An 18,364-nucleotide genomic window follows, 5' to 3' on the forward strand; every position below is an offset into this window, starting at 1 on the left:
CAGCGGCTTCGCATCAAGGCATGCCTGCGCGGGCGCGAGCAATCTTTGAAATTTTTTGTGGTTAACAGGAAACGGACCGAGCGGAACCGCCGATCGAGCTACGCTTCAACCCACAACAGCCGTCAAGGCGGGGGAAGCGGCATCCCGGCTCGCTGAAGGGACCCCCCATGTCATTCGTTCTCGCAGCGCCCGAGTATGTAGCGGCGGCGTCGGCAGACCTGGCGAACATCGGTTCCACGATTGGCTCGGCCAACTCGGCCGCGTTCGCCCCGACGGCCAACATCATGGCCGCGGCCGCGGACGAGGTTTCGGAGGCCGTCGCCGCCGTGTTCGGCGCTCATGGACAGGTTTATCAGGCGGTCAGCGCCCAGGCGGCGGCGTTCCATCAGCAGTTCGTGCAGCTGCTCAATGCCGGTGGCGCTCAATACGCCGTCACCGAGGCCGCCAGCGCCAACCCGCTGCAGACCGTCGAGCAGGACGTGCTGAATGTGATCAACGCGCCCAGCCTGCTGCTAACGGGCCGGCCGTTGATCGGCAACGGCGCCAATGGAAAACCGAACACGGGCGCGAACGGCGCGGACGGTGGCTGGCTGTTTGGCAACGGCGGCAATGGCGCGTATGGCGCAGCTGGCCAAAACGGTGGTAATGGCGGGGCCGGCGGTTTCTTCGGCGGAGCCGGCGGGGCCGGCGGAGCCGGCGGCGAAGGAGCCACCGGTGGTAACGGCGGCGCGGGCGGCTTCTTCGGCGGCGTCGGCGGGGCCGGCGGCAACGGCGGCATCGGCGGTCCGAGTAGCGGCGGGGCCGGCGGCAACGGCGGCGCGAGTGGGCTCTTCGCGGTCGGCGGGGTCGGCGGCCAGGGCGGCGCGGCATTCGTCAGCGGTGTCGGCGGTACCGGTGGCCAGGGCGGGGCGGGCGGATTCCTGGCAGCCGGCGGGGTTGGCGGCGCCGGCGGCCTGGGCGCCTCGGGCGGCGGGAACGGCGGCGGCGGGGGCGCCGGCGGATTGTTCGGTGCCGGCGGGGCCGGGGGCACGGGAGGCTTCGGCACCGCAAACATCGGCGGAACCGGAGGAACCGGTGGAACCGGCGGGGTTTGGGCGGCCGGCGGCGCGGGTGGTGTGGGCGGAGCCGGACTCACCGCCGGCGCTGGTGGCGCCGGCGGCAATGGCGGCATTCTCGGCGGGGACGGCGGCGCGGGCGGCGCGGGCGGATTGGTCAACGCGAGTGCCACCGGCGGTCCGGGCGGTGCCGGCGGGACGGCGGGATTCCTGGTTGGCAACGGCGGAGCCGGCGGAGCCGGCGGGGATGGCCAGATCGGCGGCCACGGCGGCGCCGGCGGTAGGGCCGCGTTGATCGGCAACGGCGGTTCGGGCGGTAACGGCGGGTTCGGCTTCAACGCTGATGGCGCCGGCGGAAACGGCGGCGACGCGCAACTGATCGGCAACGGCGGCAACGGCGGCAACGGGTTCAAGGCCACCCTCGATGCTGCCGGCGTCGGCGGGCAGGGCGGCTCGCTGCTGGGCGTACCTGGACCGGACGGCGTCACTTTCTTCTGATCGCGCGTACTGCGCGCCAAGTTTCACCCGACGAACTCGGCGGCCCGGTGCCCGAGCATCACGATGGTCGCGTGCGGCCCGCGGCTGGTGACGGTCGGCAGGATGGAACCGTCGATCACCCACAGGTTTTCGATGCCGTAGACCCGGCAGCGCGGGTCGACGACGGCGCGCGGATCGCCGTCGACACCCATCGGGGTTGTGCCGCACAGGTGTTGGGACGTCGACCACACCGGTGACCCGACCGATGTTGCCGCGCCGGCCAATTCGCGGGCGAGTTCGCTGCCCCGGCGCAGCGCCGCGACGTCGTCGGGATCGCTGTCGTAGCGGTGCTCGATGCGCAGCGGCACGACCGGATCCGCCGAGACCAGCGTGAGGCGCCCGCGCGCCCGCGGCCGCATGAGCGCCACCCCGATGTGCGGCCAGTCGGGGTGTCCCGCGGTGCCGTCGCCGGTCATCGCCACGAAGCCGCCCGTGTACGGCCTGATCTCGACGCCGTCGTCGGTGGACAGCACGACCTCCAGCACGGGCCGGCCCGGGGCCACCGTCCAGTTCGTCGGCAGCACCCACTCCGGGTGGTCGCCGAACGATGTCCCCACCGGCAGGGGCACAACCGGCCCGATGCCCACCGCCCGCAGCATGGCTTCCTCGCCGATGCCGGAGACCATCAGCAGGTGTGCCGACTGGATCGCCCCGGCGCACACCACGATTCGATCTGCGGCCAGTGTCGTCGGGCCCTGGGGCCCGATCGCCTCGACCCCCACCGCGGCCGTCCCGGAGAACCGCAGCCGCACCGCCCGGGTGCGCTCCAGCACGGTCAGGTTGGGCCGCCCGAGCGCCGGCAGCAGATACGCGGCGCCGGAGCCGACGCGCACGCCGTCGACGATGTTCAGCGGGACCGCCCCCAGCCCCGAAACCAGTTCCGGCCCACAATCATTGAGATCGTCGATCCAGGCAAAGCCGGCGCGTTCGGCCGCGGCGATGAAAGCCTCACTGGCGCCGGTCATTTCGCGCGTCCGGCGCACCGGGATCGGACCCTCATTGCCGTGGGCGGGGGTGTCGAAGTCGAGGTCGGTCTCGATGGCGCGGAAGTGCTCGAGTACCTCTGGCCATGCCCAGCCGGGCAGCGGGGCGCGGTCGAAGTCGCGCGGCAGCGCGCGGCAGAAGTAGCCGCCGTTGACGGCGCCCGAACCGCCCACCGTCGTCCCGCGCACGAGGGGAACTTTGAGGGCGTGCCGGTCGGTGAGCTGGGTCAGGTAGCGCTGGGTCAGCGGGCTGCCCGCCCCGATCGGCAGCTGCAACCCATTGGTGGTCAGGGCCAGCAACACCGGGTCGGCGAGTCCGGGGCCCGCCTCGAGGACGGTCACCGCGCGTCCGGGATCCGCGGAAAGGCGTTCGGCAACAACCGATCCAGCGCTACCGGCACCGACGATCAGCACATCGCAGTGCGGGGCGGCGTTAGTCAAGCTGGTCTACGTGCGGATCTGCGGTTTGAGCGCGCGCACGTTGCGTTCGCGCGCCACGCCCCACCACAGCCCCAGGCCGTAGGCCAGGTCGTCGACGCGCTTGAGCACGAGGTAGGTCAGCAGCCCGATCGGCTCGGCCTCCTCGCCGGTGGCGTCGCGGCGGCGCAGCCAGTCGACCACGCCGTCCATGACCGCCGCGACGAGCACCACCCGTCTGCAGTGCCGCGACAGGACGGCCGCGAGCAGGGCCAGCGGCCAGTAGTGCCGGCACAGCGCCGACGCCAGCTGCAACGCCGCCGACCACAGGCCGCGGGTCGCGATCGCGACGACGTCCAGCAGCGAGGTCTCGGCGCCGCGCATCGCCTTGGCGATGCGCCCGCCGGTCAGCAGGGCGACCGCGATCGAGGCGAGCTGGCTGAGGCTGGTCCCCAGCGCCATCAGTATCCAGGCCATCAACGCCCAGCCGGAGATCACCACCGGGGCGGTCTTGTCCGGGTGGCGCACCGACAGTGGAGCCGCCGAGCCGCCGTAGAATGCCTTGCGCGCCAGCCAATCCCGCAATTCGGTGCGGTGGTCGTGGGCGACCTGCGCGATCGGCTCGTAGCGGAGCCGGGCGCCCGCCTCGATGAGCCGCCAGCACAGGTCGACGTCCTCGCCGGACTGCATGGTCTCGTCGAACCCCCCGACGTTACGGATGGCCGAGCGCCGACAGATGATGGCGGCGCTGGGAACGTAGGAGACCGTGCTGTGGGGCAGCACCGGGGCTTCGCGCTCCCCGAGGTCCAGCGACGAACGCACCGCCTCGTAGCGCGCCACCACGTTCTCGCTGTGTGACAGGCCGACGATGCGCGGGGCGACCAGGGCGACGGTGGGATCGCAGAAGTGGCCGAGCAGGGCTTCCAGCCAGCCCCGGCGCGGCGTCACATCGGAGTCCAGGAACGCGACGAAGTCGCTCGAGCAGGCGGCCAGGCCGGTGTTGCGCGCCGCCGCCGGACCCCTGCTGTTAGGGTGCCGCAGCACCTCGACGTCGCAGTGCGCACCGATGAAGTCTTCGGGCTCGATCGGCGGGAAGGAGCCGTCGTCGACCACGATGACACGCAGCCCGCGCAGCGAGCTGACCAAGCGCCGGGTTCCGGAAACGTTGTCGCGCACCGGGATTACCACGGTCACGTCGCGGTGCGAGGGGCCACCGGCGGGCCGGGGATGGGCCACCGTGGCGTCGAGCAGGGTGCGGGCCAACTGCGCGCTCAGGTCGTCGCGAACCTTCAGCCGGCCGTCCGACAGCATGCTTTGGGCCGCGGGGGCCAACTTGAGCAGCCGCGTCGGCGAGCCGCCCAGCAGTGCGGAGCCGTCGCCGAGCACCCGGACGCGGCGGTCGACCTGGACGGCGAATCCGTCGGGCAGCCGGGTGGCCGTCATGTCAGCATCCCGTCGCGCCCTGGCGACCACCGGGCGACTCGACGGACACACTCCTCGACCATCTCGGCGAAGATGCGTTTCCCGTCGGCGGCCGTCGCGGTGGTCGGGTCCCCCAGCACCCCGACCCGGCTGACCGCCGCGACTCCCCCGCGGCGCATCGAGGGCAGCAGTTCGGGCAACGGCGCCCGGTTACCGGTGAGCCACCGGTCGGTCAGCACGTCGGCCGGCGAGATATGCAGCAACACCGATGTTTCGGTATGCCCGGCGTGCGCGTCGCCGCCGGGGGCGACGCAGGGGCACCAGCCGACGTCACGGCCCTCGGCGCGCAGCCGGCCCACCGCCTCGTTCAGCGCGCCGACGTTGCCGCCGTGGCCGTTGACGAAGACCAGCCGCCGGGCCCAGCTGGCGGCTGACCTGCCGTACTCGATGAGCAGCAGCGTCAGCGCTTCGCTGCCGATGGAGATCGTTCCGGCGAAGTGCTGGTGCTCGCCGCTGGCGCCGTAGGCGATGGCGGGCGCCACCGACCATTCTTGGTCGAGGCGTGCCCGGGCCCCACGGGCGACCGCGGTCGCAATGCGGGTGTCGGTGTCCAACGGCAGGTGCGGACCGTGTTGTTCGGTCGACCCCAGCGGGACCATTATCGACGGCGAGGTGCTTGATAGCTGGCTCGACGTCGCCGTTCCTAATTCGCCGAGTACGGGCACTCGCCGATGGTAGGACGAATTCACCTGGCGTGCACCAATTGTTGACCCTTCAAAATTATTTTTTTTCCGGCTTGTACACCGAACGGTCGAATTCTCGGCTCGTCCGTCACGGTCGCCTCGCGAGCACCACAATTTTCGCGAACGTCCATTTGCGGATAAACGCTAATAGAAACACTGGTAAAGGGGCCAACCTGGCCGAATTTAGGCGGGCGGGACACCGAGGGCCCGGGCGAAGCCGTCGGGCACCAGGATGTCGTCGGGGCTCAGGTCGTGGACGCTGGCGTGCCCCAGACCCATCAGCGCCGAGTCGATCCCGCCGCGCAGGATGTCGAGCACGTTTTCGACGCCCCCCTGGCCGGCCGCGGCGAGGCCCCACAGGTAGGCGCGGCCGATCATCACCGCCCGCGCCCCCAGCGCCACCGCCTTGACGACGTCGCTGCCGCGCCGGACGCCGCCGTCGAGCAGCACCTCGACCTGGTCGCCGACCGCCGCCGCCACCGCGGGCAGCGCCCGGATGGACGCCGGGGTGCCGTCCAGGTTGTTGCCGCCGTGATTGGACACCGAGATCGCCGAAACACCGGCGTCCACAGCCCTTTTGGCGTCGTCGACGCGCATCACGCCCTTGAGCATGAACGGTCCGCCCCACAGCTCGCGCAGCCAGGCGATGTCCTCCCAGGTCGGCGGCGGCGTGCCCATCCACTCGCCGTAGGCGGCGAAGAACGGGGGTCCGGGCTCGCCGCGGCGGCCTTGGTTCGGCACGCGCAGCTCCGGCGGCCGCAGCGTCTTGCCGAACTTCCACAGCCAGCGCGGCTTGAACGCCGCCTCCGGGGACAGCCGCAGGATGGTCCGCAGGTTCATCTGCTCGGGGATCTGCGGGCTGCCCCAGTCGCGGCCGTGCGAGAACGACCAGTCGGTGGTGACGATCAATCCGACCGCGCCGGCCTGGCGCGCCCGTTCCACCCGCTCGGCGATCGCGTCGCGCCCGCCCAGCCAGTACACCTGGAAGAACAACTTCGGGTTGGCGGTGATCACCTCCTCGATCGGCTTGCTGGCGAACGAGGACAGTCCCATCGCGGTGCCCCGCGCCGCGGCGGCGCGCGCGACGGCGACCTCACCCTCCGGATCCACCGCCTGGACGCCGGTCGGCGAAATCATCACCGGCATCGAAATATCTTGTCCCATAACGGTAGTCGACAGGTCGCGCTTTTCCGGCGCGCCGACCACGTGCGGGGCGAATCCGAGTTCGCCGAACGCTTCGACGTTGTCGGCGACGGTGATTCCCTTTTCGCTGGCCGCGACCAGCGCCGAATAGACGGATTTCGGCAGCCGGCGTTTTGCGCGCTGCTGGGCGATGGCGACCGTTTCAAACCATTCGTTGGCCATCGCTACAGCGGGCTCTCGTTGCACAGGCGCGCGGGCGGGACCGCCGGCGGCCGAACCGACAGGGTCAGCGGCACCGGCTGGCGGACGGGCTTGCCGCGGGAATGGTCGGCCCGGGGCCGCGGCGTCTGGCGCTCACGGGCCAGCGCGGGCTCGCCGTGTCCCTGGACGCACTCGGGGTCGGGACCGTCCAGCGGCAGGCCGGTGAAGAACTTGGCCGCCATGCATCCGCCCCGGCAGCTGTCGTAGTGCCCACAGCTGCCGCAGGCGCCCGCCGACTGCGGTTCGCGCAGCTCGCGAAACAACGGTGCGTTCTTCCAGACGTTGTCGAATCCGCCGTCCGACAACACGTTTCCGGCCAGGAAGCGGTCGTGGATGGCGAACGGGCAGGCGTACACGTCGCCGACCGGGTCGATCAGGCACACCACGCGGCCGGCCCCGCACATGTTCAGGCCGGCCAGCGCGCCGGGTTCACCCAGGCCGGAGAGATGGAAGAAGGAGTCACCGGTGAGCACCCGGTCCCCCTTGGCGACCAGCCAGTCGTAGAGCTGGACCTGCTGGGCGGCGGTGGGGTGCAGGTCTTCCCAGACGGCGGCGCCGCGCCCCGAGGGCCGCAGCCGGGTGATGCGCAGCGTGGCGCCGTAGCGGCTCGCCAGCGCGGCGAAGTCGTCGAGCTGGTCGACGTTGTGGCGGGTCACCACGACGGAGATCTTCGCGTCTTTGAAGCCCGCCGCCGCGAGATTCTCCAGCGCCCGCACCGCCATGTCGAACGAGCCGGCGCCGCGCACGGCGTCGTTGACCTCGGCGGTGGCGCCGTCGAGCGAGATCTGCACGTCGACGTAGTCACTGGCGGCCAGCCGGGCCGCGACCTCCGGGGTGATGCGCACCCCGTTGGTGGAGAACTTCACGCCGACGTGGTGGGCGGTCGCGTAGTCGACCAGCTCCCAAAAGTCCGGTCGCACCGTGGGTTCCCCGCCGCCGATGTTCACGTAGAACACCTGCATGCGTTCCAGCTCGTCGATGATGTCCATGCACTGGCGGGTGGACAGCTCCCGCGGATCGCGCTTGCCCGACGACGAGAGGCAGTGCACGCACGCCAGATTGCACGCGTACGTCAGCTCCCAGGTCAGGCAGATGGGCGCGTCCAGCCCGCGCTCGAACTGCTCGATGAGCCGCGGTACAGCCGTCGCCGTCATTGGGCCTCCTGGGGTACCAACATTTTTGAATCGGCCAACACGCCCAGCGCGTGCAGGTAGGGCCCGTGGGCGGGGTCGTCCACGCCCGCGGCGCGGCAGGCGGACCGGACGTCGCGATGGTCGGCCAGCGACCGGACCACCGTGAGGATGGTGCGATTCTTCAGGAAGGACAGCTTGCGGGTCCCGAAGTGGTAGAGCAGCGCGCCGAACGGCTCGGGCCGCACCGCCACCTGCGGGTGCAGCCGCCAGCCGCGATCGGGATCGAACACGCGGGTCAGTAGACCCCGCACATGCCGTCGATGGACACCTCTTCGACGAGGGTCTCGGTGACCAGCTCGGTTTGGGTCTCGGTTTCGTGGTCCATCTGGATTACCTTTCGCCATGGGACTCGACAACGGGTCACGATCGTCGCCAGAATATGGCATCGAGTGCCGAAACGGAAGGGCGGGGTCCGACATGCCGCAGTCGCGGGTGGGCCGGCGCCGCTCGACGACGCCGCAGGACATCACCGACGTCGCCATCGAGTTGTTCACCGCGCGCGGATTCGCCGATGTCAGCGTCGACGATGTCGCGCACGCCGCCGGTATTTCCCGCCGCACGCTGTTCCGCTATTACGCGTCGAAAAACGCCATTCCCTGGGGGGATTTCGATACCCACCTCGAGCACCTGCGCGAGCTGCTCGACAACGTCGATCAACGCGTGCCGCTGGGTGCGGCGCTGCGCTCGGCGCTGTTGGCGTTCAACACCTTTGACGACTCCGAGACCGCCCGGCACCGCCAGCGCATGCGCGTCATCCTGCAAACCGCTGAGCTGCAAGCGTATTCGATGACAATGTACGCCGGGTGGCGGGAGGTGATCGCCGGCTTCGTGGCGCGCCGCTCGGACTGCAAGACCACCGACCTGTTGCCGCAGACCGTCGCGTGGACGATGCTCGCGGTGGCGTTGAGCGCCTACGAGCAGTGGCTGAGCGACGAATCCGTCACGTTGCCGACCGCGCTGGGCAACGCGTTCGACGTCGTCGGCGCGGGGCTGGAACGGCTGGGCCGGTGAGCGCCGGGGCCGAGCACCTGCTGCACATGCTGCGGTCCCAGGGCCGGTTCTGCGCGGGCTCCGGCTCCCCGATGTACGGGGAGCTCTTCGATCTGGTGGCCGACGACGTGGAGGCGGCCGGTGTCTTCGCGACCATCCTGTCCGGCCACGAGGACGCGCCCTCCCGGCAGGCGGTGCCGCTGCGGCTGCTCGGCGGGCTGCACCGGTTGGTGCTCGACGGGCGGGCGCCGCAACTGCGCCGCTGGTATCCCAGCACCGGCGGCAGCTGGGACGCGGCGAGCGCCTGGCCGGAAATCCTGCGCGCCGCCGTGCAGCACGGCGATTCGCTGCGCGCGGCGCTCGATCAACCGCCGCAGACCAACGAGGTGGGCCGGTCGGCCGCGCTGATCGGCGGGCTGTTGCGGCTGGATCGCGGATCCGGTTTGCCGGTAAGGCTTTTCGAGATCGGGTCGAGCGCGGGGCTGAACATGCGGGCCGACCACTATCAGTATCGCTATGACGGCGGCCGGTGGGGGCCCGAAGACTCGCCGGTGACCATCGACGAGGCCTGGCGGGGCGCCCTGCCGCCCGACGGTCCCGTCCGGATCGTCGAGCGCAGCGGCTACGACATCGCGCCGATCGACGTCACCGGCCCCGACGGGGAGCTGACCGTGTTGAGCTACGTCTGGCCCGACCAGGACGCCCGGCTGCGGCGGCTGCGCGGCGCCATCGCCGTCGCCCGCAACGTCCCGGCGCGGCTCGAGCGCCGGACGGCGGCCGAGGCGGTGGCCGGGCTGACCCTCGCCGAGGGCGCGTTGACCGTGCTGTGGCATTCGATCACCTGGCAGTACCTGTCCGACGACGAACGCGCCGCGGTCCGCGACGGCATCGAGGCGCTCGGTGCGCGCGCCGGCGCGCGCTCGCCGTTCGCCCACCTCACCCTCGAGCCGTGGCGCCAAGGTCCGGGCGCGCCGATCGAATTCTTGGTGCGCGCCCGCAGCTGGCCGGGCGGCGAGCTCGCGGTCCTCGGCGAATGTCATCCGCACGGACCGCCGGTGAACTGGCGGTAGATTTTTTTCTATTGACCCGTCGGAAGTCCGCCCGCCGCGGCGACGATAGGGGTGTGAGCGCCGAACCGGACCACCCACCCGACGCTCGACGCGCGCTGCTCGCGCTCTACGACGAGGCGTTGCCCGTGGTGTACGGGTACTTCGTCCGGCGCTGCGCCGAGCGCGCCACGGCGGAGGACCTGACGTCGGAGACGTTCCTCGCGGCGATGGACGCCGCGCGCAGGAGCGATCCGGCGCCGGTCTCGATCCCGTGGCTGCTGGGCGTGGCCCGGCACAAGCTGGCCGACCACTATCGGCGCGGCCCGCAGCGGCTGGCGGTGCCGGTCGCCGAGCCTCCGGAGCCGGCCTTCGAAGCGAGGGGGGCCGCGGACGACTGGGACGCCGAGCTGGACCGCATTGTCGCCGAGGCCGTGCTGGCCCGGCTGAGCGAGCCGCACCGCGCGGTGCTGGTGCTGCGGTATATGGACGACTGCTCGGTCGGCGAGTGCGCCGAGCTGATCGGCCGCACCGTGCATGCCACCGAGGCGCTCTTGGTCCGGGCCCGCCGGGCCTTCAAACGCCAGTATCCGGAAGGAGGCACGTCATGAGCCCGCAAGATCCGCTCGACGTGCTGCACGCCGACGACCTTCCGGTGCAACCCGATCCGGCGTTCGCCGAAAGTCTGCGCCGGCGACTGCAATCCGCGCTGTCCCTACCGGAAGGAGTTGTCATGAGCGGCACCGCTGAAGCGATTGTCGAACTCACCGAGCCGACCACGGCTCACGACGCGCCCCGTCCCGCGGCGCTGCCGTACCTGAGCGTCGCCGACGGGCGCTCGGCGATCGCCTGGTACACCGACGCGTTCGGCGCCGTCGTGGCCGGCGAGCCGATCGTGATGGACGACGGCCGGATCGGGCATGCGGAGCTCGCGATCGGCGACGGCGTGCTGTACCTGGCGGACGAGTATCCGGAACTGGGGCTGAAAGCCCCGGCGCCCGGCGGGGTTTCGGTGAGTCTGATGCTGCCCGTCGCCGACACCGACGCCGTTATGCGCAGGGCGGCCGAACACGGCGCCACGGTCCAGCGCGAGCCCTACGAGAATTACGGCAGCCGCACCGCCACCATCATCGACCCGTTCGGCCACCGGTGGATGCTGACCGGGCCCGTCGCCTCGCCCGTCGATCGCATCCGGCACGGTGACATCGGCTACGTGTCCGTGTGGGCCCCCGACGCCGAGCGCGCGGCCGCCTTCTACGGCCACGTGCTGGGCTGGACGTACGATGCGGCGTCGCACCGGGTCACCAATACCGACCTGCCGACCGGCATTTCGGCGAACCCCGGACCGCCCACCCTGTTCTGCTGCTACGCCGTGGCCGACGTGCGGGCCGCCCGCGCGGCGATCGCGCAGGCCGGCGGCGTCCCGGGTGAGGTTCGGGACACCGCGTACGGCGTGCTGCTCGACGCGACCGACCCGCAGGGGGCGGCGTTCGCGGTGTACGAGCCGGCGGCCGGACGAAAGCGCCCGGGGCTCAACGGATCCGGGCCCGGCGAGTTGTCGTACGTCACCTACGAGGTGGCGGATTCCGCGGCCTTCCGCGAATTCTACGGCCGGGTGCTGGGCTGGTCCTTTGAGCCCGGCCGGGTGACCGACGGCTGGCAGGTGCAGGACGCGCACCCGATGTCGGGCGCCGCCGGCGGCGGCGAGCGCTCCACCACTGTGCCGATGTGGACCGTGTCGGACATCCACGCGGCCGTCGCGCGGGTCCGCGAGGCCGGCGGCTCGGTACTGGCCGAGCCGGACCGCCAACCGTACGGCCTGAGCGCCGAATGCTCCGACGATCAGGGTGGCCGCTTCTATCTCGGCGAGTTCTAAGCCCCCGGGTTCGCGATGCGGATCGGCGTCCCGTCCAGCCAGGCCACCACGGCTTCGATGGTGTCTTCGTAGAAGGCGCCGAGCATTTCGCGGGTGACGTAGCCCAGGTGCGGCGACAGCGTCACGTTCGGCAGGGACCGCAGCGGGTGGTCGGGCGGGGGCGGTTCGGCGTCGTAGACGTCGAGCCCGGCCCCGGCGATGCGCCCGGAGGTCAGCGCCTCGATCAGCGCGGCCTCGTCGACGATCGGGCCGCGGGAGGTGTTGATCAGGTAGGCGTGTGGCCTCATTCGGGCCAGCTCGGGCGCTCCGACCAGGCCCCGGGTGCGCTCGGAGAGCACCAGGTGGACGGAGACCACGTCGGATTGCTCGAACACGGTCACCTTGTCGACCCGGCGGGCGCCGACGGCCGCGGCGGTCTCCTCGGTGAGGTTCTGGCTCCACGCGATGACCCGCATGCCGAACGCCTTGGCGTATTCGGCCATGCGGGTGCCGGTCCTGCCCAGGCCGAGGAGCCCAAGGGTCTTGCCGGACAACGTCATACCGGCGGTGGTCTGCCAGCCGCCGTCGCGCATGCGCCGATGTTCGTCGGCCAGGTTGCGCACCGTCGCGATCAGCAGTCCCCAGGCCAGTTCCGGGGTGGCGTCGCGCACGGCCCGAAACCGCGGATGCGCGAAGTCGGAGTGGGCGACCAGAACGCCGCGCTCGGTGGCCGCGGCCAGGTCCAGATTCGGCAGGCTTGCGCCGACGATGGTGATCAGCTTGAGGTTCGGCAGCCGCTCGAGGAGCGTGCGCGGCAGCGCCATGCGCTCGCGCATGGTGCAGATCACGTCGAACGGCCGCAGCGCCTCGGCGGCTTCCGCCTCGGACAGGTGGCGGCCGAAAACCGTTACCTCCGAGCGGCTTTGCACCGCCGACCAGTCGGCGAGCTCCAGGGCCAGTCCGGCGTAGTCGTCGAGGATCGCCACCTTGGGCATGGCTGCGTCAGCCCAGCACCTCGGCGATGGGCGCGGCCGCCGCGATCTTGGCGCGGACCTTCATGACCTTGCCGGGCATCCCGCCGCCGACCACGCCGACCAGCACCCCGTCGCGCTCGTAGTACGCCAGGAACTTGCGCCCGTCGTCCTCGACGAGGTGCACGGTGTCGGTGGCCTCGGGCTCCCCCAGGCACTGGATCTTGACGTCGTACTGGTCGCTCCAGAAGTACGGCACGACCACGGCCGACGCCACCTCCTGGCCGAGCATGGCGGGCACCACCACGCGGGCCTGGTCGGCAACGTTGCTCCAATGTTCCACGCGCGCTTGATGTCCCGTGGTGTCGCGCCAGGAGGCGACGTCGCCGAGCGCCCACACGTTCGGGGCGCTGGTGCGTCCGGCCTCGTCGCAGATGACGCCGTTGTCGACGTCGACGCCGCTGCCCTGGAGCCATCCGGTCGCCGGGCGTGATCCGATGCCGATCACGACCAGGTCGGCGGGCAGCTCCGTGCCGTCGGTGAGCACCACGGTCTCGACATGCCCCTGGCCGCGCACCTCGGCGACCCCGATCCCGAGGCGCACGTCGACGCCCTCGTCGCGGTGCAGCCGCGCCACCAGTTCACCGATCTGCTCGCCGAGCACCGCCGCCAGCGGCGTCGGCTGCGGCTCGACCAGCACCACGTCCACGCCGAGGCTGCGCAGGCTGGCCGCCACCTCGCAGCCGATGAAACCGGCGCCGATGACGACGGCGCGCTGCGCGGCCGACGCCTGCTCCCGCAACGCCATGCTCTCATCGAACGAGCGCAGCACCCGGATGCCCTCGAGGTCCGGCAACGCCGGAATGCGCCGCGGCACCAGGCCGGTGGCGATGACGAGTTCGTCGTAGCCGAGTGCGGTTCCGTCGTCGAGGGTCACCGTCTGGTTGGCCGTGTCCAGACCGGTCGCAGCCGAGCCCAAGCGGAGGGTGATGTCCTTCTCGTCGTACCACTCGCGCGGTTTGAGGGCGACGTCGTCGACCTCCTTGCGGAGCACCTCCTTGGACAGCGGCGGGCGGTCGTAGGGCAGGTGCACCTCGTCGCTGACGATCGTGATCGAGCCGGCGTATTCCGACCGACGCAGTTGCTCGGCGGTCCGGGCGGCGGCGAGCCCACCGCCCACGATCACGATGTGCTTGACGCCTTCGCTACTGGTCACGTGGTGTTCATACCACGATGGCCGGTCAGTACTTCAACGCGCCCTTGTCGACGGGAACCTGGGTGCCCGATAGGGTGCCCGAGCCGTCGCCGGCCAACCAGACGACGACGTCGGAAACCTCCTCGGCCGTCATGAACCCCTTGTACTGCATCGGCATTGGCGGGAAGCTGTGCACGAAACGGGGGTGCTTGGCAAAGATTTCCATCATCGCTTCGGGTTCGATCATCGGGGTGTCGACCGAGTACGGGTGAATCGAGTTGACCCGGATGCCGTATTCGCCGAGCTCGATGGCAAGCGTGTTCGTCAGCGCGGTGAGCCCGTGCTTGCTGGCGGAGTAATGGCCGTTGCCCGGTGTCGCTTTCAGGCCGGCCGACGAGCTGACGACGATGATGGATCCCCCGTTGCCCGCCTCGATCATCGCGGGAATCGCGGCGCGCAGGGTGCGCCAGGTGCCGGTCAGGTTGGTCCCGATCACGGCGTCCCACTGCTCGTCGGTGAGCTCCCACACCCGGCCCCAGCCCAGCACCCCGGCGTTGGCCACCAGGATGTCGAGCCGGCCGAATTGTTCGACGCCGTCGGCCACCAGTTGCCGCAGCGCCGCGTCGTCGCGGATGTCGGCCTCGCGGGCCAGCATCTTGCGGCCCTCCGCCTCGACCAGGCGGACGGTCTCGGCGAGATCCTCGGGCGTGGCCGGCGTGTAGGTCAGGGTGTCGGAGGCCGGCGCGCAGATGTCCAGCGCGATGATGTCGGCGCCTTCGCGCGCCAGCCGCACCGCGTGCGCGCGCCCCTGCGCGCGGGCGGCGCCGGTGACGAACGCGACCCGCCCTTGCAGTGATCCAACCTGAGCAGCCACCAGGACAGGCTAGCAGCGGAACTGAAACGTGTTCTAACGCGACCGGGATTCAGATTTCGGAGATGATCTGGGCCCGCCGGGCGTTGTACTCCTGCTCGCTGAGAGCGCCGCTGGAACGCAGGGTCTCTAGTTCTTGGAGCCGCTGCGCGATCGACGGCTGCGGCGGCGTGACGACCGGAGCCGGGCCGCCGGCGGTCGCGGGCTGGGCGGCAGGCGCTTGCTGCTCCGCGGCCCGCCGCACGACGGCCTGGATCTGCTGGCGCAGCCCGGGATTGGACCGGATGTCGACCATCCGGTCCAGCGGGACGCTGTTGGCCTTGAGGATCTGCAGGATCTCCATCAGCGGGTCGGCCTGTCCACTGAGGTCGTAGGTCTGGTTGTCCTCGGCCACGGTGAACTGCGCCGGCACCAGCCCGTTGACCAACGCGCTTCGCTCCCAGTCGATCCGGTATTCCTGCGTGGTCGGGTTGACAAGGACCACGACCTTGCGGGCATTGAAGTTGCCCTGCCGGGTGACGCTGGCGATCACCCGGTCTTCGCTGTCGAACGGCAAGAACCCGGAGCCGGCGACGTGCAGGTGCAGCTTGACCACCTGTTGGTTGTTGACCCAGGTGCCGGTCTCGCTGATGCCGGTGATCTGGGCGAGCGCCAGCACCCCGCTGCGCTCCAGTTCGGCGTTCTTGGCCGACGACTTGGCCCCGTAGTTGGCCAGCGCGAGTGCGACGACGACGTCGGCGATGGTGATCAGCAGGCCGACGTAGAGCATCCAGCCCAGCAAGCTGTCGAGCCCGAGGGTGAAGTAGACGATCAGGAAGATCGGCCCGACGAGGCCGCCGCACAGCAAAACGACCAGTTGTGCCTTCAGGTAGCGCGCAAACACGTGGCTGCTCCTCACTGTGACCCGTACAAGTGGTGTCAGACTAGCGCCGGCACCACAGCTACCGATCCCAAATCTGGCAGCAAACCGCGCGGGTCACTCGTCGGAAGACTCGCCCGCCGCGGCCGCCGCCGGAGAATAGGCCGGGGTCGCGGGCCGCACGGCGGCCGTGGAGGCGGCCGGCGCCGCGGCCGGCACCGCCGCGAGCGGCGTCATCACGGGATCGGTCTCGGCCGCCGCCAGCGGCGTCCCGGCGATACCGACCTCCTCCGCGCTTGCTGCGGTCGCGGTGGCGCCGCCGGAGGCGACGAGGCTGCCCGCGTAACCGGCTCCGCCGGGACCGAAGGATGCGCCGCTGAGGGCCGCGGCGGCCGGGCCCGCGCCGACGCTGCCGACCAGTTGGCCGGACGCGCCGGCCACACCGGAACCGAGCGAGCCGGGCGCGGCGGCGGTGTCGGCCGCCAGCACCCCGGTGGCCGCAGTGCCGGTGGCCGGGGCGGCCGCCGCAGCTTGCAGGGGCATGGAGATCCCGCTCGCCGCCCCTTGCCCGGCGGTCTGCAGCAGCGGCGCGGCGTTAGCGGCCTCGGTCAGCGCGTACTGCGCCTCGCCGCCGCTCATGAGCTGCACGAACTGCTGGTGGAACAGCGCCGCCTGGGCGCTGAGGGCCTGGTAGGCCTCGGCGTGCGCGCCGAACAGCGCGGCGATCGTCGCCGACACCTCGTCGGCGCCCGCGGCGAGCACGCCCGACGTCGGGCCCAGCGCGGCCGCGTTGGCAGAGCCGATCGCCGAACCGAGGCTTGCCAGGTCGGACGCCGCCGCCGCCAGATATTCCGGCGTTGCGAACACGAACGACATCCACACCTCCCGACACGATCACGGCATCACGCTTGACCCGGTTCATTAGACACGGATTCAACAAGCGGAGACCGATCGTATCGTGGCCGGCGCGGTCCGCCAACACATGCGCCGATTCGTGATGCGCGCTCAGGTGCCGTTGGCGCCGGCGGTGCCGGACAGCGTGCCGCCGGCGCCGCCCTTGCCGGGCGTATTGCCATTCCCGCCGTTGCCACCGTTGCCGATGTATTGGGCGTTGCCGCCGTTGCCGCCAGTGCTCTGGGGACCCGTCGCCGACCCACCGGCGCCGCCGTTGCCGCTCACGCCGCCGTTGCCGCCGTTACCGCCATGGCCGTTGACGCCGGCGGCCCCACCGGCGCCCCCGTCGCCGATCAGCCTGCCGCCGGCCCCGCCGGCACCGCCCGTTCCGCCCGGGGCGGCGGACGCGGCACCACCCGCACCGCCCGTGCCGAACCAGCCGGCGGCGCCGCCGTTTCCGCCGGTCGAAGTGATTCCGGTCGCGGCGCCGCCGGCGCCGCCCGCGCCGTATAGCTGCCCGCCGGCGCCGCCCTGACCGCCATGACCGAAGTTTCCGGACGCGGCGCCACCGGCGCCGCCGATACCGAAGAGGCCGGCGCTGCCGCCCGCGCCGCCGACTCCGTTGCTGGACGCCGTCGCGACTCCGCCAGCACCACCGGCACCGTCGAAGAACCCGCCGCCGCCCCCGGTGCCCGATGCGCCGGCTGTAAAGCCGGTGCCGCCACCCGGTAGCGCGCCGCCAACCCCGCCGGCCCCGCCGACGCCGAACAGCCCGGCGCTGCCGCCGTTGCCGGCGGCCCCGCCGTTGGCGACGTTGAACGCATTGGTGGCGCCGCCGTTGCCGCCGTCGCCGCCCGCGCCGTACAGCCACCCGCCGCGGCCGCCGGCAGCCCCGGCGCCGCCGACGCCGCCGTTGCCGCCGAGATTGTTGTTGTTTCCGGGCAGCCCGGTCTGGTTCAGCCCGCCGTCTGCGCCGGACCCGCCGAGCGCGCCGTTCCCGACCAACCCGGGGGCGCCGCCGGCACCCCCGCTGCCGCCGTTGCCGCCATTCGCAACCGTCGCGCTCTGGAAGGCGTTGCCTCCCGCCCCGCCGTTGGCGCCCGCCCCTGGAACACCGCCGAACAGCCCGGCCGCCCCGCCGGCCCCGCCGTTGCCGCCGTTACCGCCGCTGTCGCCGGCGACCAGCCCCGTCGCGCCGCTGCCGCCGGGGGCGCCGGCGCCGCCGCTGCCGTACAGCCAGCCACCGTGGCCGCCCGAGCCGCCGCTGGTACCCGCGACGGCGCCGGAAGCGGTGCCGGGGCTGAAGCCGGCGGCGCCGTTGCCACCGTTTCCGATCAGCCCGGCCGACCCGCCGTTACCGCCGTTCACGCCCGCGGTGGTGCTGGCAAAGCCGTTGCCGCCGTTGCCGTACAGCCATCCGCCGGCGCCGCCGTTCGGGCTGGCGGCCGTGCCGTTGGCGCCGTCGCCGATCAGGGGACGTCCGGTGAAGGTCTGAAACGGCGCGTTGATGGCCCCCAGCGCCGCCTGCTCGACGGTCTGCAGCGGCGAGGCGTTGGCGGCCTCTGCCGCGGCATACTGGGCCGCGCCGCCGTTCATGAGCTGCACGAACTGCTGGTGGAACTGCGCCGCCTGGGCGCTGAGAGTCTGATAGGCCTGCGCGTGCGCGCCGAACAGGGCCGCGACGCTGGCCGACACCTCGTCGGCGCCGGCGGCCAGCACCGCGGAGGTGGGTGCGAAGGCGGCCGAGTTGGCGGAGCTGATCGTCGAACCCAGATTCGCCAAGTCCGCCGCCGCGGCTTGGACATACTCGGGCGTGGCGAACACGAATGACATCGCGACCTCCGGCACAGTTTGGCTGCCGCAGTATGCGCGGCACCCCGAAAACCGACTCGATACTGGCCAGATCGTATCCGCGGCCAGGGCCCCGAC

Annotated in this window: 17 protein-coding genes and 1 pseudogene; 5 read left to right on the plus strand and 13 right to left on the minus strand. The window is 71.5% G+C overall.

Features of this window, described 5'->3' with window-relative positions; all coding sequences use genetic code 11:
* The first annotated feature begins 167 nt into the window (after positions 1 to 167).
* The gene (locus AC5Y4Z_RS24515; RefSeq protein WP_499967526.1) at positions 168 to 1,553 is read left to right on the plus strand and encodes a PE family protein; all 1,386 of its coding nucleotides are present in this window, start codon (positions 168 to 170) and stop codon (positions 1,551 to 1,553) included.
* 23 nt (positions 1,554 to 1,576) lie between these two features.
* Here AC5Y4Z_RS24515 and mftG read toward each other — a convergent pair whose 3' ends face one another.
* The 7 genes from mftG to mftA all read right to left on the minus strand — a co-directional run bounded on the left by mftG (position 1,577) and on the right by mftA (position 8,079).
* Positions 1,577 to 3,016, minus strand: a complete 1,440-nt coding sequence (gene mftG, locus AC5Y4Z_RS24520; RefSeq protein WP_499967527.1) for a mycofactocin dehydrogenase MftG — start codon at positions 3,014 to 3,016, stop codon at positions 1,577 to 1,579.
* A 6-nt stretch (positions 3,017 to 3,022) separates the two neighbouring features.
* On the minus strand, positions 3,023 to 4,435 hold the full coding sequence (gene mftF, locus AC5Y4Z_RS24525; protein WP_499967529.1) for a mycofactocin biosynthesis glycosyltransferase MftF: 1,413 nt from the start codon (positions 4,433 to 4,435) through the stop codon (positions 3,023 to 3,025).
* Positions 4,432 to 5,163, minus strand: a complete 732-nt coding sequence (gene mftE, locus AC5Y4Z_RS24530; protein WP_499967531.1) for a mycofactocin biosynthesis peptidyl-dipeptidase MftE — start codon at positions 5,161 to 5,163, stop codon at positions 4,432 to 4,434. Before mftE ends, mftF begins: the two co-directional genes overlap by 4 nt.
* 177 nt (positions 5,164 to 5,340) lie before the next feature.
* The gene (mftD, locus tag AC5Y4Z_RS24535; RefSeq protein WP_499967532.1) at positions 5,341 to 6,522 is read right to left on the minus strand and encodes a pre-mycofactocin synthase MftD; all 1,182 of its coding nucleotides are present in this window, start codon (positions 6,520 to 6,522) and stop codon (positions 5,341 to 5,343) included.
* Between the two features lie 2 nt (positions 6,523 to 6,524).
* Entirely contained in the window at positions 6,525 to 7,715 is a 1,191-nt protein-coding gene (gene mftC / locus AC5Y4Z_RS24540) for a mycofactocin radical SAM maturase (protein WP_499967533.1), read from the minus strand.
* Positions 7,712 to 7,984 carry a mycofactocin biosynthesis chaperone MftB gene (gene mftB, locus AC5Y4Z_RS24545; RefSeq protein ID WP_499967534.1) on the minus strand — a complete coding sequence of 91 codons (273 nt, stop codon included), beginning with the start codon at positions 7,982 to 7,984 and terminating at the stop codon, positions 7,712 to 7,714. The genes mftC and mftB overlap by 4 nt, the downstream gene beginning before the upstream one ends.
* 5 nt (positions 7,985 to 7,989) lie before the next feature.
* On the minus strand, positions 7,990 to 8,079 hold the full coding sequence (gene mftA / locus AC5Y4Z_RS24550) for a mycofactocin precursor MftA (RefSeq protein ID WP_499967536.1): 90 nt from the start codon (positions 8,077 to 8,079) through the stop codon (positions 7,990 to 7,992).
* Positions 8,080 to 8,171: 92 nt separating this feature from the next.
* Between mftA and mftR the strand changes: the two genes are divergently transcribed.
* From mftR to AC5Y4Z_RS24570, 4 genes are read left to right on the plus strand one after another with little or no spacing between them, the layout of a single operon-like run.
* Entirely contained in the window at positions 8,172 to 8,765 is a 594-nt protein-coding gene (mftR, locus tag AC5Y4Z_RS24555; RefSeq protein ID WP_499967538.1) for a mycofactocin system transcriptional regulator MftR, read from the plus strand.
* Positions 8,766 to 8,791: 26 nt separating this feature from the next.
* Positions 8,792 to 9,814 carry a DUF2332 domain-containing protein gene (locus AC5Y4Z_RS24560; protein WP_499967662.1) on the plus strand — a complete coding sequence of 341 codons (1,023 nt, stop codon included), beginning with the start codon at positions 8,792 to 8,794 and terminating at the stop codon, positions 9,812 to 9,814.
* Positions 9,815 to 9,867: 53 nt separating this feature from the next.
* Positions 9,868 to 10,401, plus strand: a complete 534-nt coding sequence (locus AC5Y4Z_RS24565; protein WP_499967540.1) for an RNA polymerase sigma factor — start codon at positions 9,868 to 9,870, stop codon at positions 10,399 to 10,401.
* Positions 10,398 to 11,666 carry a VOC family protein gene (locus tag AC5Y4Z_RS24570; RefSeq protein ID WP_499967541.1) on the plus strand — a complete coding sequence of 423 codons (1,269 nt, stop codon included), beginning with the start codon at positions 10,398 to 10,400 and terminating at the stop codon, positions 11,664 to 11,666. Before AC5Y4Z_RS24565 ends, AC5Y4Z_RS24570 begins: the two co-directional genes overlap by 4 nt.
* Here the strand turns inward: AC5Y4Z_RS24570 and AC5Y4Z_RS24575 are convergent.
* The 6 genes and pseudogenes from AC5Y4Z_RS24575 to AC5Y4Z_RS24600 all read right to left on the minus strand — a co-directional run bounded on the left by AC5Y4Z_RS24575 (position 11,663) and on the right by AC5Y4Z_RS24600 (position 18,268).
* On the minus strand, positions 11,663 to 12,640 hold the full coding sequence (locus AC5Y4Z_RS24575; RefSeq protein WP_499967543.1) for a D-2-hydroxyacid dehydrogenase family protein: 978 nt from the start codon (positions 12,638 to 12,640) through the stop codon (positions 11,663 to 11,665). The two genes, AC5Y4Z_RS24570 and AC5Y4Z_RS24575, sit on opposite strands and share 4 nt — an antisense overlap.
* A 7-nt stretch (positions 12,641 to 12,647) precedes the next feature.
* Positions 12,648 to 13,832, minus strand: coding sequence for an NAD(P)/FAD-dependent oxidoreductase (locus AC5Y4Z_RS24580; protein ID WP_499967545.1), 1,185 nt, complete (start codon positions 13,830 to 13,832; stop codon positions 12,648 to 12,650).
* 25 nt (positions 13,833 to 13,857) lie between these two features.
* Positions 13,858 to 14,685 (minus strand): mycofactocin-coupled SDR family oxidoreductase, encoded by an 828-nt coding sequence (locus tag AC5Y4Z_RS24585; RefSeq protein ID WP_499967547.1) that lies wholly within the window; start codon positions 14,683 to 14,685, stop codon positions 13,858 to 13,860.
* A gap of 49 nt (positions 14,686 to 14,734) precedes the next feature.
* Positions 14,735 to 15,565: an SHOCT domain-containing protein gene (locus AC5Y4Z_RS24590; protein WP_499967549.1), complete on the minus strand. Its 831-nt coding sequence runs from the start codon at positions 15,563 to 15,565 to the stop codon at positions 14,735 to 14,737.
* A gap of 552 nt (positions 15,566 to 16,117) precedes the next feature.
* A pseudogene (locus tag AC5Y4Z_RS24595) lies at positions 16,118 to 16,417 on the minus strand (PE family protein); the annotation flags it as partial.
* Between the two features lie 129 nt (positions 16,418 to 16,546).
* Positions 16,547 to 18,268: a PE family protein gene (locus AC5Y4Z_RS24600; RefSeq protein WP_499967551.1), complete on the minus strand. Its 1,722-nt coding sequence runs from the start codon at positions 18,266 to 18,268 to the stop codon at positions 16,547 to 16,549.
* Between the last annotated feature and the right edge of the window lie 96 nt (positions 18,269 to 18,364).

This window comes from Mycobacterium sp. NGS63 (genome assembly GCF_059812295.1).